Source organism: Pseudomonas aphyarum (assembly GCF_028657055.1).
Taxonomy (GTDB): Bacteria; Pseudomonadota; Gammaproteobacteria; order Pseudomonadales; family Pseudomonadaceae; genus Aquipseudomonas; species Aquipseudomonas aphyarum.
Map to the genome: position 1 here is coordinate 701,640 of NZ_JAMDGS010000002.1, position 15,817 is coordinate 717,456.

The 15,817-nt window shown below is 61.6% G+C and carries 10 protein-coding genes; 9 read left to right on the forward strand and 1 reads right to left on the reverse strand.

The window, feature by feature from the left end:
* The first annotated feature begins 15 nt into the window (after nt 1-15).
* The 8 genes from glpD to M5G18_RS04935 all read left to right on the forward strand — a co-directional run bounded on the left by glpD (nt 16) and on the right by M5G18_RS04935 (nt 8,803).
* The gene (gene glpD, locus M5G18_RS04900; protein WP_273899175.1) at nt 16-1,554 is read left to right on the forward strand and encodes a glycerol-3-phosphate dehydrogenase; all 1,539 of its coding nucleotides are present in this window, start codon (nt 16-18) and stop codon (nt 1,552-1,554) included.
* 339 nt (nt 1,555-1,893) lie between these two features.
* On the forward strand, nt 1,894-2,808 hold the full coding sequence (locus M5G18_RS04905) for a glutamate/aspartate ABC transporter substrate-binding protein (protein WP_007953175.1): 915 nt from the start codon (nt 1,894-1,896) through the stop codon (nt 2,806-2,808).
* A gap of 194 nt (nt 2,809-3,002) precedes the next feature.
* Nucleotides 3,003-3,749, forward strand: a complete 747-nt coding sequence (locus tag M5G18_RS04910; RefSeq protein ID WP_085745278.1) for an amino acid ABC transporter permease — start codon at nt 3,003-3,005, stop codon at nt 3,747-3,749.
* Nucleotides 3,749-4,420: an amino acid ABC transporter permease gene (locus M5G18_RS04915; protein ID WP_273899170.1), complete on the forward strand. Its 672-nt coding sequence runs from the start codon at nt 3,749-3,751 to the stop codon at nt 4,418-4,420. The genes M5G18_RS04910 and M5G18_RS04915 overlap by 1 nt, the downstream gene beginning before the upstream one ends.
* A complete protein-coding gene (locus M5G18_RS04920; protein WP_007953170.1) occupies nt 4,417-5,151 on the forward strand; it encodes an amino acid ABC transporter ATP-binding protein in 735 nt (244 codons plus the stop codon). Before M5G18_RS04915 ends, M5G18_RS04920 begins: the two co-directional genes overlap by 4 nt.
* A 63-nt stretch (nt 5,152-5,214) precedes the next feature.
* Nucleotides 5,215-7,128 carry a two-component sensor histidine kinase AauS gene (gene aauS / locus M5G18_RS04925; RefSeq protein ID WP_273899168.1) on the forward strand — a complete coding sequence of 638 codons (1,914 nt, stop codon included), beginning with the start codon at nt 5,215-5,217 and terminating at the stop codon, nt 7,126-7,128.
* Entirely contained in the window at nt 7,125-8,453 is a 1,329-nt protein-coding gene (gene aauR / locus M5G18_RS04930; protein ID WP_085606770.1) for a two-component response regulator AauR, read from the forward strand. Before aauS ends, aauR begins: the two co-directional genes overlap by 4 nt.
* 20 nt (nt 8,454-8,473) lie before the next feature.
* The gene (locus tag M5G18_RS04935; protein ID WP_162831789.1) at nt 8,474-8,803 is read left to right on the forward strand and encodes a GlpM family protein; all 330 of its coding nucleotides are present in this window, start codon (nt 8,474-8,476) and stop codon (nt 8,801-8,803) included.
* 208 nt (nt 8,804-9,011) lie between these two features.
* Here M5G18_RS04935 and M5G18_RS04940 read toward each other — a convergent pair whose 3' ends face one another.
* Nucleotides 9,012-10,046 carry an alpha/beta fold hydrolase gene (locus M5G18_RS04940; RefSeq protein ID WP_273899166.1) on the reverse strand — a complete coding sequence of 345 codons (1,035 nt, stop codon included), beginning with the start codon at nt 10,044-10,046 and terminating at the stop codon, nt 9,012-9,014.
* 207 nt (nt 10,047-10,253) lie between these two features.
* Here M5G18_RS04940 and M5G18_RS04945 point away from each other — a divergent pair, with 207 nt between their 5' ends.
* Nucleotides 10,254-15,782, forward strand: coding sequence for a dermonecrotic toxin domain-containing protein (locus M5G18_RS04945; protein WP_273899164.1), 5,529 nt, complete (start codon nt 10,254-10,256; stop codon nt 15,780-15,782).
* Nucleotides 15,783-15,817 lie beyond the last annotated feature (35 nt).

Below are 15,817 nucleotides of genomic sequence, written 5' to 3' on the forward strand. Positions count from 1 at the left end.
GCCCGAGGCCAGCCGATGTCCACATCTACCTTGCGTACGCCCCCTATCTCCGAGATCTACGACATCGCCGTCATCGGCGGCGGGATCAATGGCGTGGGGATCGCAGCGGATGCCGCCGGTCGCGGTCTTTCGGTGTTCCTTTGCGAAAAGGACGATCTGGCCAGCCACACCTCGTCGGCCAGCAGCAAGCTGATCCACGGTGGCCTGCGCTATCTCGAACATTACGAATTCCGTCTAGTACGTGAAGCGCTGGCCGAACGCGAAGTGCTGCTGGCCAAGGCCCCGCACATCGTCAAGCCGATGCGTTTCGTGCTGCCGCACCGCCCGCACCTGCGTCCGGCGTGGATGATCCGCGCGGGTCTGTTCCTTTATGACCACCTCGGCAAGCGCGAAAAACTGGCGGGCTCCCGGAGTCTGAAGTTCGGTGCCGACAGCGCACTGAAAAGCGAAATCAGCAAAGGCTTCGAATACTCCGACTGCTGGGTCGACGACGCCCGCCTCGTGGTACTGAACGCCATGGCCGCCCGTGAAAAAGGCGCGCACATTCACACCCAGACCCGTTGCGTCAGCGCCCGCCGCGCCAAGGGCCTGTGGCACCTGAACCTGGAACGCGCCGACGGCAGCCTGTTTTCGATCACCGCCAAAGCGCTGGTGAACGCCGCTGGCCCGTGGGTCGCCAAGTTCATCCGTGACGACCTGAAGATGGAATCGCCGTACGGCATCCGTCTGATCCAGGGCAGCCACATCATCGTGCCGAAACTGTACGAAGGCGATCACGCGCACATCCTGCAAAACGAAGATCAGCGCATCGTTTTCACCATTCCGTACCTGAACAACCTGACCCTGATCGGTACCACCGACCGCGAGTACACCGGCGATCCGGCCAAAGTGGCGATCACCGACGGCGAAACCGATTACCTGCTGAAAGTGGTCAACGCCCACTTCAAGAAGCAAATCGGCCGTGACGACATCCTGCACACCTACTCGGGCGTGCGTCCGCTGTGCAACGACGAATCCGACAACCCGTCGGCCGTGACCCGCGACTACACCCTGGCGCTGTCCGGCAGCACCGAGGAAGCACCGCTGCTGTCGGTATTCGGCGGCAAGCTGACCACCTACCGCAAGCTCGCCGAGTCGGCGATGGCGCAGCTGATGCCGTACTTCACCCAGATGCGCCCGAGCTGGACGGCCACCGCCACCCTGCCCGGCGGCGAGGACATGACCACGCCACAGGCCCTGAGCGCGCTGATCCGCGACAAGTTCGACTGGGTGCCGACCGAAATCGCCCGCCGCTGGGCCACCACCTACGGCAGCCGCACCTGGCGCATGCTCGAAGGCGTCGACACCCTGGCCGACATGGGCGAACACATCGGCGGCGGGCTCTACACCCGTGAAGTCGATTACCTGTGCAGCGAAGAGTGGGCCACCACGGCACACGACATTCTGTGGCGTCGCAGCAAACTGGGCCTGTTCACCACGCCGGCCGAGCAAGAGCGACTGGCGGCGTACCTGAACAAGGTCGAGCAGAACCGCAGCAAGATCGAAGCGGCCTGATTCGTTCGTCGCCGAACAAAAAGCCCCTGAATCGAAAGATTCAGGGGCTTTTTGCATTCAGGCTGAAACAAGGCGCAATGAGGACGTTCGGTTTTCCGAACGCGACCTGACGGTCAATTCGGTTAACCGGATCAGATTGACGAAAAAACACCATCACAAAACTTTAATAACGTTATAAATCAATGAATTAACCTGTACCGACTGGTCTGGCACGACTCATGCTCTACACTCCTTCGACGAATGCCTGTTGCGCCAACACAACAGGAGCCGTCAGGCATTCGAAGTACAAAGGGCCCGCTCAACCGGCTCCATAAAAAAAACAATGTCGAGGAAAATTTGATGCGCATCGTTCCCCATATCCTGGGCGCAGCCATTGCTGCCGCTCTGATCAGCACACCAGTTTTCGCTGCCGAACTCACCGGCACCCTTAAAAAAATCAAAGAGTCCGGCGTCATCACCCTGGGCCACCGTGACGCTTCCATTCCCTTCTCCTACATCGCTGACGCTTCCGGCAAGCCGGTCGGCTACTCCCACGATATCCAGCTGGCCATCGTCGAAGCGATCAAGAAAGACCTCGACCTGCCAAACCTGCAGGTCAAATACAACCTCGTCACCTCGCAAACCCGTATCCCGCTGGTGCAGAACGGCACCGTGGACGTCGAGTGCGGCTCCACCACCAACAACGTCGAGCGTCAGCAACAGGTCGACTTCTCCGTCGGCATCTTCGAAATCGGTACCCGTCTGCTGTCCAAGGCTGACTCCAAGTACAAGGATTTCGACGATCTGAAAGGCAAGAACGTCGTGACCACCGCCGGCACCACTTCCGAGCGCATCCTCAAGGCGATGAACGCCGACAAGCAGATGGGCATGAACGTGATCTCCGCCAAGGACCACGGTGAATCCTTCCAGATGCTGGAATCGGGTCGTGCCGTGGCGTTCATGATGGACGACGCCCTGCTGGCCGGCGAAGCCGCCAAAGCCAAGAAAGCCTCCGACTGGGCCGTGACCGGCACTCCGCAGTCGTACGAAATCTATGGCTGCATGATGCGCAAAGGCGACGAGCCGTTCAAAAAGGCTGTCGACGACGCCATCAAGGCGACCTACGCCTCGGGCGCGATCAACAAGATCTACGACAAGTGGTTCATGCAGCCGATTCCGCCAAAAGGCCTGAACCTGAACTTCCCGATGAGCGACGAACTCAAGGCCCTGATCGCCAATCCGACCGACAAAGCGGCTGACGACAAGAAATCCTGATTTCTGACTAACCTTATCCCCTGAGGAGGCGCCTGCCTTTTCAGGGGATGGTCACTCCCTGCTGGCATTTTCTGGAAACACTCGAACCGGTGGCTGTCGAGCCGATCGCGTGTGCCTGATTTTCACAATCAGGGCGGGAACGGAGCTTCCCCAGGCGGGCACTTGTACATCGATCGAATCGAGGGGAGACCCTAATGAATTACAACTGGGACTGGGGCGTGTTCTTCAAGTCCACCGGCGTGGGCAGCGAGACCTATCTCGACTGGTTCATCTCCGGTCTGGGCTGGACCATCGCCATCGCCATCGTGGCCTGGATCATCGCCCTGATACTCGGCTCGCTGCTGGGCATCATGCGCACCGTGCCGAACCGCATCGTGTCGGGCATCGCGACCTGCTACGTCGAACTGTTCCGTAACGTGCCGCTGCTGGTTCAGCTGTTCATCTGGTACTTCCTGGTGCCCGATCTGCTGCCGCCGGATCTGCAGGAGTGGTACAAGCAGGACCTGAACCCGACCACCTCGGCCTACCTGAGCGTTGTCGTCTGCCTGGGCCTGTTCACCGCCGCCCGTGTCTGCGAACAGGTTCGCACCGGTATCCAGGCGCTGCCACGTGGTCAGGAATCCGCCGCCCGCGCCATGGGTTTCAAGCTGCCGCAGATCTACTGGAACGTGCTGCTGCCCCAGGCCTACCGGATCATCATTCCGCCGCTCACCTCGGAATTTTTGAACGTGTTCAAGAACTCCTCCGTGGCGTCCTTGATCGGTTTGATGGAACTGCTGGCGCAAACCAAACAGACCGCCGAATTCTCGGCCAACCTGTTTGAAGCCTTCACCCTGGCGACCCTGATCTACTTCACCCTCAACATGAGCCTGATGCTGCTGATGCGCATGGTCGAGAAGAAAGTCGCCGTGCCCGGCCTGATCTCCGTGGGGGGTAAATAATGGAATTCGATTTCAGTGGCATCGTTCCGGCCATTCCCGGCCTGTGGAACGGCATGCTGATGACCCTCAAGCTGATGGCGCTGGGCGTGGTCGGCGGGATCATCCTCGGCACCATCCTCGCACTGATGCGCCTGTCCCACAGCAAACTGCTGTCGAGGGTTGCAGGCGCGTACGTCAACTACTTCCGCTCGATCCCGCTGCTGCTGGTGATCACCTGGTTCTACCTGGCAGTGCCGTTCGTGCTGCGCTGGATCACCGGCGAAGACACCCCGATCGGCGCGTTCACCTCGTGCATCGTGGCGTTCATGATGTTCGAAGCCGCGTACTTCTGCGAAATCGTCCGGGCCGGCGTGCAGTCGATTCCGAAGGGCCAGATGGGCGCGGCGCAGGCACTGGGCATGACCTACGGCCAGATGATGCGCCTGATCATCCTGCCTCAGGCGTTCCGCAAGATGACCCCGCTGCTGCTGCAGCAGAGCATCATCCTGTTCCAGGACACCTCGCTGGTCTACACCGTGGGCCTGGTGGACTTCCTCAACGCCTCGCGCGCCAGTGGCGACATCATTGGCCGCTCGAATGAGTTCCTGATCTTCGCAGGTCTCGTGTACTTCACCATCAGCTTTGCCGCCTCGGTGCTGGTCAAGCGTCTGCAAAAAAGGTTCGCCGTATGATCTCTATCAAGAACATCAACAAGTGGTATGGGGACTTCCAGGTGCTGACCGATTGCAGCACCGAGGTCAAAAAAGGTGAAGTGATCGTGGTCTGCGGTCCGTCCGGTTCGGGCAAGTCGACCCTGATCAAGTGCGTCAACGCACTGGAGCCGTTCCAGAAAGGCGACATCGTGGTCGACGGCACATCGATTGCCGATCCGAAGACCAACCTGCCGAAACTGCGCTCGCGCGTCGGCATGGTGTTCCAGCATTTCGAACTGTTCCCGCACCTGACCATCACCGAAAACCTGACCATCGCGCAGATCAAGGTGCTGGGCCGCAGCAAGGAAGAAGCGACCAAGAAGGGCCTGCAACTGCTCGAGCGCGTCGGCCTGTCGGCTCACGCCCACAAACATCCGGGCCAGTTGTCCGGTGGTCAGCAACAGCGTGTGGCGATCGCCCGTGCGCTGGCGATGGACCCGATCGTCATGCTGTTCGACGAACCGACCTCGGCGCTGGACCCGGAAATGGTCAACGAAGTGCTCGACGTGATGGTGCAACTGGCCCACGAAGGCATGACCATGATGTGCGTGACCCACGAAATGGGCTTCGCCCGTAAAGTGGCCGACCGCGTAATCTTCATGGACGCCGGCAAGATCATCGAAGACTGCAAGAAAGAAGAGTTCTTTGGCGACATCAGCCAACGCTCCGAACGCGCGCAGCATTTCCTCGAGAAAATCCTGCAGCACTAAAACTGCTGCATTCCCCGACATCCTCTGTCGGGGAATGCAGGTGGTTGACCCAAGGCATCTGTGATGAAATGCGACCCCACTCTCTATCGCGCCACGCCGCCATCACTTGCCGTGAAACCCCGTCTGATCCGCCACCTGTTCCTGCCGCCGCTGGTCATCGCCCTGATGATCGGACTGGGTTACATCGGCTTCTGGACCAGTGAACATTTCGGCATCCGCAGCCTCGGCGAAAACGGCCAGCGTCAGCTGGAACTGCACGCCCGCGCGGTCGAAAGCGAGATCAGCAAATACACCTACCTGCCCAGCCTGCTGGAGCTCGAATCGAGCGTTTCGCAGTTGCTGGACGACCCGACCCCGGAACACCGGCAAACGGTCAACGATTACCTTGAAGGCCTGAACCGGCGCAGCCGCAGTCGGGCCATCTACGTCATGGACACCACCGGCCGCGTCATGGCCACCAGCAACTGGCGCGACGTCGACAGTTATCTCGGTGAAGACCTGTCGTTCCGCGCCTACTTCCAGAATGCCATTCGCGGCCAGCCCGGACGTTTCTACGGGATCGGCAGCACCAACGGCGAACCCGGTTATTACCTGGCCCACGGCCTCGAAGAACACGGCAAGATCATCGGCGTCGCAGTGGTCAAGGTACGCCTGGAAGCCATGGAAGAACGCTGGCAACGGGCGCGTCTCGAAGCCTTCGTCAGCGATGAAAACGGCATCATCATTCTCTCCAGCGATCCAGCCCGGCGCCTGAAATCGGTGATACCGCTGAGCGACGAGACCAAGGAAAAACTCGCCCGCAGCCTGCAGTACTACTGGTTCCCGCTGAACGAACTGCAACCGCTGGCCCGGGAAACCCTGTCCGAAGGCGTGGAGAAACTCACCTTCCCGGCAAACAGCGAAGTGCCGAGCCAGCAGGATGGCGATGAGGAAAACATCAGCTACCTGGCACAAACCCGACCGCTGAGCGATACCCCGTGGAATTTCACCCTGCTCACGCCGTTGCAGGATCTGCGGCGCGAGGCGATCAATCAAGGGATTCTGGTGGCCGTGGCGTTTGCCTTGGTCGCGTTCCTGCTGATTGCCTGGAACGAACGGCGCAAGGTCATCGCCACCCGCCTCGCTGCCCGCGAAGCCTTGCAGGAAGCCAACAATCAGCTTGAGCGTCGGATTACCGAACGCACCGCCGACCTGCGCGCCAGCAACGACCGGCTCAAGAGCCAGATCCGCGAACGGCGTCAGGCCGAAGAGACTTTGCGCCGCGCCCAGGACGAACTGGTGCAGGCCGGCAAACTCGCGGCCATCGGCCAGATGTCCACCAGCATCGCCCACGAACTGAACCAGCCGCTGGCAGCGATGCGCACCTTGTCCGGCAATACGATTCGCTTTCTGGAACGTGGTCAGCTCGACGTCGCCAGCACCAACCTCAAGACCATCAACGACCTGATCGACCGCATGGGCCGGATCACCGCCAGCCTGCGTTCCTTCGCCCGGCGCGGTGACGACAAGGGCCGCGCCAGCCTCGGCAAAGCGGTGGATGCCGCGCTGCAAGTGCTCGGTGCTCGTGTCGAAAGTGCGTCCCTGCAACTGCATCGCCAGTTCGACGATGTGCAGGTGCAGATCGACCAGACGCGTCTGGAGCAGATTCTGGTCAACCTGATCGGCAACGCCCTCGACGCCATGCAGGCGCAACCGCTGCCGGAGCTGTGGCTGGAAGGCGAAGAATTCAACGGCAAATATCGCCTGCGGGTGCGCGACAACGGTCACGGCATCGACGCGGAAGCACGCAAGCACCTGTTCGAACCGTTCTTCACCACCAAGCCCGGCGAACAGGGCCTGGGCCTCGGCCTGACCCTCTCGGCCAGCCTCGCCGCCGCCACCGGCGGCCATTTGGGTGTCGAGCACCCGGCCAGCGGTGGTACCACCTTCGTCCTCAGTTTACCGTTGGTAAGCCCTATTCCTGCCGAGCCAATATGAACAACGACCTTAGTGTGCTGATCGTCGAAGACGATCCCCATGTGCTGCTCGGCTGCCAGCAGGCGCTGACGCTGGAAGACATCCCGTGCATCGGCGTGGGCAGTGCCGAAGAGGCGCTGGAGCAGGTCGGCGACAACTTCGCCGGGATCGTCATCAGCGACATTCGCCTGCCCGGCATCGACGGCCTGGAACTGTTGACCCGGCTCAAGCAACGCGACCGCAGCCTGCCGGTGGTGCTGATCACCGGCCACGGCGACATTTCCATGGCGGTCGGCGCGATGCAGAAAGGCGCCTACGATTTCATGGAAAAACCGTTCTCCCCTGAGCGTTTGGTCGATGTGGCCCGCCGCGCGCTGGAGCAACGCAGCCTGAATCGCGAAGTCTCCTCCCTGCGCCGGCAACTGGCCGAACGCGATTCCCTTGAAGGACGGATCATCGGCCGCTCGCCGGCCATGCAGAATCTGCGCGAACTGATCGCCAACGTCGCCGACACCTCGGCCAACGTGCTGATCGAAGGCGAAACCGGCACCGGCAAGGAACTGGTCGCCCGTTGTCTGCACGATTTCAGCCGGCGTCACACCAAACAATTCGTCGCGCTGAACTGCGGCGGGCTGCCGGAAAACCTGTTTGAAAGCGAAATCTTCGGCCACGAAGCCAACGCCTTCACCGGCGCCGGCAAGCGGCGGATCGGCAAGATCGAACACGCCGACGGCGGCACGCTGTTCCTCGACGAAGTGGAAAGCATGCCGCTGCCATTGCAGATCAAACTGCTGCGGGTATTGCAAGAACGCACCCTCGAACGTCTCGGTTCGAACCAGAGCGTGGCGGTGGATTGCCGGGTGATTGCGGCGACCAAATCCGACCTCGACGAATCGAGCAAGGCCGGGGAGTTCCGCAGCGACTTGTACTACCGCCTCAACGTGGTGACGCTGGAACTGCCGCCCCTGCGCGAGCGCCGCGAAGACATCCTGCAACTGTTCGAACACTTCACCCAGCAGTCGGCCCTGCGTTTCGACCGCGCGCTGCCGGAGCTGGACAACCAGACGCTGTCGAGCCTGATGAGCCACGACTGGCCGGGCAACGTGCGCGAACTGCGCAACGTCGCCGAGCGTTTTGCCCTCGGTTTGCCGGCGTTCAAGAAAACCGGCGCGGGTAGCGCAGGCCAGGGCCTGGCGTTCGCCGAAGCGGTGGAGGCGTTCGAACGCAACCTGCTCAGCGACGCCCTGCAACGCAGCGGCGGCAACCTGACCCAGGCCAGCCTGGAACTGGGGATGGCCAAGACCACGCTGTTCGACAAAGTGAAAAAGTACGGCCTGAGCCATTAAGCGAGAACGACGTGGATCTGATTTTCAAGGCAATGCTCGGCGCGGCCGTGGTGGTGATCCTCGCCATGCTGGCCAAGACCAAAAACTACTACATCGCAGGGCTAGTGCCGCTGTTCCCGACCTTCGCCCTGATCGCCCATTACATCGTCGGCAAGGGCCGCTCGATCGACGACCTGAAGACCACCATCGTCTTCGGCATGTGGTCGATCATTCCGTACTTCGTCTATCTGGCAACGCTGTACGTGATGGTCGACCGCATGCGCCTCGAAGCTTCGCTGGCGGTCGCGGCGGTGGCGTGGCTGATGGCAGCGACGGTGCTGGTGTCGGTGTGGGTGCGGCTTCACGCCTGAGCCCGATGTAGATCAAAAGCCACCCTCACCCCAGCCCTCTCCCATAGGGAGAGGGGGCCGATTGGGGCAGATTGGAGAAACACGCCGACCTGAAAGTGCTTTACCGAATCCACAATCGACTTGGTATTTCAGGTCAATGTCGAACGCGAGACGCCTCGGTCGGCTCCCTCTCCCTTGGGAGAGGGCTGGGGTGAGGGGCTCTTCCGGCTCACAACAAATTACGCTCAGCCACCGGCTCAATCTGCGCCCAGTGCGACGTGTCTTCGCGATGCTCGCGCAGATACGGCAACACCGCCGCCAGCAACGGCTCCTTGAACGCTTCCTGAAAGCGGTGCGCCAGTCCCGGAATCAGCCGCAGCTGACTGCCGCGAATATGCGCCGCCAGATGAACGCCGTGCATCACCGGCAGCAACGGATCCGCCGTACCGTGCACCACCAGCGTCGGGACGCGCAATTGATTGAGCAACGCCACCCGGCTCGGTTCGGCGAGGATCGCCATGATCTGGCGCTTCACGCCTTCGGGATTGAACGCCCGGTCATAGGACAGCGCCGCCTGATGCAGCAATGCCTGGCGATCATCGCTGACTGAAGGGCTGCCCAGCGCGGCCAGCAGATCGGCCTGTTGCTCAAGCGCGATCTGGCGATTGGGTGCGCCACGTCGAGCCAGCAACTGCACCAGCGCCGCGCTCGGCGCCGGCAACCCTTCGGCGCCGGAGCTGGTCATGATCAGCGTCAGGCTCTCGACCCGTTGCGGCGCCATCGCCGCCATGTGCTGGGCGATCATCCCGCCCATGCTCGCGCCGAGCACGTGGAACTGCTCGACGTGCAACGCGTCCATCAGGCCCAGTGCATCGTCGGCCATATCGGTCAGGCTGTAAGGCGCCGCCACCGGCAGGCCGAGCTTGTAGCGCAGCACCTCAAAGGTCAGGTTGGCTTCCACCGGCGTCTGGCGCCAGGTCGACAGGCCGACATCACGGTTGTCATAACGAATCACCCGAAAACCCTGCTGACACAGCGCGACCACCACTTCGTCCGGCCAGTGAATCAACTGCCCGCCCAGGCCCATCACCAGCAACAGCGCCGGATCCGACGCACGGCCGATGCTCTGGTACGCCAGGCTCACCTGCTTCAGATCGACCCGTTCGGTCGGTACATTGACGTCGCAACGCGACGCCGCATAGGACGCCGGAACGAAAAAAACCGCGGCCAACAACGCCGCGATTGCAAAAAATCCCTTGAACATGAAAAACACCGAAACACAGAACCCCAGTAGAGCGCGAGTCTGATGAAGTTTGTTCAAGCGCGCTGCCACAGTTCGATGACAGTTTGATGAAGAGTGCCGAGCGGTCGAATCCACAATAACTATGTAGCACCCTCTCCCGTGGCAACTTTCCTTGAATGGCTGGCGAATCGAGCGGAGCCGCCGCTCTCACCATCGAGCTTTGCTGCCATGACTGAATCTTTGCTTTTCGATCTGCCGCCGCCTCAGGCGAATCCCTTGTCCGATCGGCTCGGACTTTCCACACTGCCGAAATCCGTCGATGAAAGTTTGCTGCACGTTGCGACGATCAGCCGGCGCAACAGCAGCGAGGGCCTGCGCCAGCTGTGTGCGGGCGTATCGTCGGTCCGTGACACCCTCAGCCGATTGCTTCATCGACAGTTCGATCTGGACGGCCAACAGGCGGGTTTGCTGTTTCATCCCGTCAGCGGGCATGCACAGCGATTCGTCAGCCTGACCGAGGCCTGCGCCTTCGTGTTTCAGCAGCCGTGGATCGAGGAATGGCTGGACCGCCAATGCCGGGTGACGGGAGTCAGTCCATCTCACGCCCTTTACCCCCTCACCCCGTCGCAACTGCTCGAACGCCTCAAAGGCCTCGATCCGGCCAAGGCGCTCGAACAGCACTGGAACGCTTACTGGAATGCCCGGGCACCCGGCACGCCCGTGTCGAGACATGAACGCGCCAGGCAGTTGTATGGCGAGCATATCGAGGCGGTCGCGCAGATGGCGTTCGCCCGGCGCCAGCTCACGGCGCAGCAATTACAACCGTTATGGTCGCTGCTGAGCCCGTCGGACAGTGCGTCAGGCACTGGCGAAACGCTGAAGGTCGAACTGCCGAACCTGCTGCTCGACAACGGGGTACGAGCGAGACTTCCGGCGGCGTGGGTCATCAGCCACGCAGACGACGGCGCTCAGTTGTTGTACCTGCCGAACCGGCCGGATGCGCTGCACGCCTTCGCCCGGCGTGATGACCTGCACGGCTGGCTGGCCAGTCAGCCGCCGATGCCGACAGGGCTGGCCGGCAAAAACGTAAAGGTGGAATTCGGCGGGGCTGGCCGTTTGACGACCGCCTTCGATGAATGGCTGTGGCAACAACAGATGGCCCAGGCATCAGCGCTGCGCAGTGGCTCAAATGCCAAACGGACACTGTTCGAACACGGCGCACTGGCCCTCAACGTCGCCGATCTGGTTGACCGGCAGTTGGGGATGGCCGTGTTCTCCACGGGCCCCGGTCTGAATACAGATCACGCCTCAGCGCTTTCAGCGGACGAAACGCCCCCTCGTCTGTTCGACAGCCTGAGCGCCGATCTTCCGTGGTCATGGCGTCAGGCCGCGGTGCGCCGTCAGCGCGAAGCGCTTGAAGCCTGGCTGGACGAAGCGGGCCGCTCGGCGGATTCGATCAATGATCTGCACAGTGCACTGGAAGGTGCCGAGCAAGCGGCAAACACCGCCGCGCAAAGTCTGATGGTTCAGAACCCAACGGTTTTCGACCGCCAATTCATGGCGCTGCATCTGGCACACAAGACCGGCCTGTACGCCGAAGCCGGATTGCAACACGCGCTCGGGCAACTCAGCGATGAGGACATCGCCCTGCTGAAGGCGCTGCTCGATACGCCCGATACACCGGGCGCAAATCGGGTGGCTGCCAGCCTCACGTTGCAAATGAGCGAAACGACTGGCGATGTCACTCAAACCCTCAACGGCCCGTTTGTGATGACCCATCCGCTTGCGCTTCTGGACGTCGACTCAGCGCACAGCGTGCTGCTTTACTGGCCCGGTTGCGGCGCAGGCCTGCAACGTTTCGCCAACCGCCGGGCGCTGGCGCGTGAAGTTTTCCGGATGGCCGACAGCGACAGCACAGTGAGCCTGCAACTCAGACCGATCACCGGCGATCCATTGCGTTATTCACTGGAGCGGCTGACCGACGAATTCAAGGAACGGGCCGCCAGCATCCGCCAGAGCCACAGCGGGACGGCTCAGGCCGAACGACTGGAGATCCTGCGCCAGCGCTCGCTCGCCGACTGGCAGGTCCCGGTGAACCCTGCCCGGGCGCTGGTCATCGCGCAGTTGCAGGAGCAGGCACACAGCGCCACCCTCAGCACCCGACTGCCGGACTGGCTGAAACGTCTGCCCGATGCCGAACGCAGCCGCCTCAAGTCATTGATCGAAGCCTTCATCGTCGCGATGCGCCGCAGTCATGAGCTGATGACCATCCACCTGATCCCCCGCGATGACTTCACCCGCCAACACCTGCACACGCGGCTGCGCAGAGACTTTGCGCTCAAGGGTGACTTCACGATTGCCCTGACCCTGCCCGACTCGGTCACACAGCAGACCCGATATTCCGCAGGCCCGGCCGGAACCCAGAGAACCACGGAGATGGTGCCGAGCACTGCCCGCAGCAGGATGTCACTGGAAGAACTGGCGCAACTCAACATCGACCCTCAGCACAAGGTTCAAGATGATGCCTTGTCGCAGCGACTGATCTTCATGCGCCTGGAAGTCAGCGCCACGAGGGCGCAGGATCGCATCACCCTGCTCAACGGCATCAATCTGACGTATCTGCGCAAGACCTTGCCGGATCTGGATCTGCCCAAGGCCTACGAAAAACTGATTGTCGACACGTTCAGAGGCGCGGCCGACGAAAGCGCTTTCACCAGGGAACATCGGCGCGAATGCCTGCTCGAACCCTGGCGGCTGATGCTCCGGCTGCAGGGACAGTGTGCCCGTCTGCAAAACGAACTGAGCGATGACGACTTGCAGTTTTTCGACACGGCCATCGACGCTGACTCGGCCCAAGCCTGGACTTCGCAGGGCAAGCGCGTTGTCCTGTTGCCGGCGTACCTGAGTGCGGGAGGCAAAGACACCGAGGGCGAAGGCCCGAGTACCTTGTCCGGCGTGATGTTCATAGAAGAGCAGATCAGCGGCGTGACCTTGCTGTATCTGCCGGACACCCCGGACGAACGTTTCCTGCGCCGTTACGCCAGCCTTGAACAGGCACGCCGGGCACTGTTCAACCTGTGTCGGCAAGACACGATAAGTCGCTACCTGGCCCGTCGGGCTCTGCAGGGCGATGCGCGGGCCCATGAGCACCGCCTCAACCGCGCCGTTGAGCACGACTTCACCGGCATGATCGGGATCGGCGCGCGCTGGCCGGTCACCACATCGCTGGCCGCGCACCTGCTCGATGCGCACATGGGGCGCCTGATCGAAGCACATCGTGGCAGCTCGCGCTCCAACGCTGCCTTGTACACGGAACGTTATGCACTCCAGGGGCCGCGCGCTTTCAATTACATCAAAATGGCCATGGGCTTTTTGCCGTTCGTGGGCACCGCCGTTGCGCTTTACGATGCCTGGGCGTCTGCCAATCAGGCGGTGGCTGCCTTTCTGCGCGGGCAGGTCGGGGATGGCGTTGCAGAGCTGGGCTCGGTGCTGCTGTCGTTGATCGACGCTGCCCTGGATCTGATTCCCGGACACACGGCAAGCCGTTCGCTGCCCCAGGCTGCCCGTGCCTTGACCCGCACACGCCAGTTGACGGCCCTGGCCGCCAGCGCGGCCACGCTGCAAACGGCTTCACGACGCCAGGCCGCACATGTCGTCGCCCGTTTCTCGGGTTACGAGTACACCCGCCCTCTTTCCCTGGCCGGGCTGCAACCGGCAACCCACGGGATTTATCGCAACGTCTATCGACATCCCGACGGCGATTTCATCGTCCGACAGGGTCGTGTGTTCCAGGTGGAGTGGAGCAAGGACTCGCGCAACTGGCGCCTCAGCGCAACACCGGGCAAAACCTACAAGCAACCCGTCGCGCTGGACGAAACGGGCCAGTGGGACACCTGGTTCGGCGTCTACGGCACCACGTTCGAAGGCGGTGGCCTCGGCGGCGGCGGAGTGCTCGGGCATCTGGCCGACACTCTGGAACCGATCTGGCCCCAAGCGATCCGTGCTCGACTGCCGCACTGGTGGATCGATCGTGCCCTGCGGCGTCACGTCCAGCTGACCGATACTGCCGACGATTTGATTGCGCAAATCCGGGTACAGATCTCCCGCCACGATGCCGCGATTGCCAGCTTCATCAATGACACCAGCAATGCACGGCTGCGGGAGCTGGCTGACCTTTGCTGTATCAGCGACATTGCCCTGGCCCGTCGACGCTTTCAGGCACTGACCGAACTGCAGCCACTGACCCACGGCAACAAACATCGCGAGACGATCCGGTTCCTCAGTGACACCGCGCGGATTGTCGCGGACCGTTTCCGGCACCGCATTTATTATTCGAGTGACCGAGCCACTCGATTGCAAGACCGGATTGACGCGCTGACCCGTGAGCTCGATGCATTGCCCAAGGATGCCGTCAGCCAGCGCCTGAGTCATCTGGAGGCAACGCGCAAGCTGCGTGGCGAATTCGTCCGGGAACTGGAACAGACCGAGACCCTGATGGCCGAACTCAATCAATGGTACGCACGCATCACCAATGCTTCGCAAAGGGCTGAAATCCGCCTGAAGACAGATGTCGACCACTTCAACCGGCGCCTGAACGACAGCAACCTGCAGTTTCTGAAAACCGGCAACAGAATGGAAACCGTCAAGAACTACTCCCGGGGCGAGGAGCTGTCCTGGATCTATCTGCAACAGCAGGCCTACCCTGCGCGCCTCGCGGTAAACCGGGCGCTGTATGTTCAATACAACCTTGCACAAACGGTCGTCACCCGCCAACAACGCAATCAGATGCTGGGCGAGTGTCTGGAGGCCTACGCGACCTTCCGGCAAAAAATGAAAGCGTGGACCACCCGCCATCCCGACTATTTCCACCAGGAGGAGGTCGAGCCGTTACTGGCCGGTATCGAAGCCTTCGCCGAAAGAGCACGTGCCACTCTCGCCCAACCAGCCGTCAGCAAGCCCGTCGGGAGGTCGACAACGAAGGTGTTCGTGACCGAGGACAACCGAACACTGGTCGGCGTCGAACAGTGGGAGCCGAGAACCCGCAAGCGACAGTTCGTGCTCAGTGAAGAGGGCAAGAACGGTGAAGTCTGGGAACAGGCCGACAGCGGAAGATTTCGCCTGCGCGATGCCTCGTCACCGCAACCGGTCCCCAGAGATCCCGCCCGGCTGGTGGCCGATGCGCGCAAGCGACTGGATGCTCAAGGCGCCTATCTGGCAAAAGTGCGGACCTACGCCGAACAGAACATGCTGCCGGTCGATCTGGAACACATGATGGTCATCGAGGCGGATGATCTGCTGCGCCGTGCACAGGATATCGAAGCCCTGACGAGTCGCGATCCGGTCATCCGGTCATTGCGCGACAAGGCCGCCGAACTGAAAACCATCGGCCGGCAGTTACGCACCCGACAAGCCTTGAGAACCCGCAACCCCAACGACGGCATGCTGGTCGACTTGCTCGATCAGCAGGCGGTGGACATTCGCAAACCTGCGTTGCTCAAACCGCTGGATCAACGCCCCGACGGCAGAACCGACTATCTGCAGGAATACGAAATCCGGGACCTGACCCAGAAACCACCCTCCTTGCTGTGGTACGCCCACTTTCACTACACGAAAGCGGCACCCGTATTCGGCGAGTTCGAGAAAGCCCACCTGAAACTGCCGGAACATCGCTTCCTGACACACGCCGACAACCCCGACCTGCCCTACGCCGACATCGGTAAACGGTCGGCGGTGTTGCCGTATTTCGAGAACGTCTGATATCCGCAAACAGTGTGGGAGCGAGCTCGCTCTCA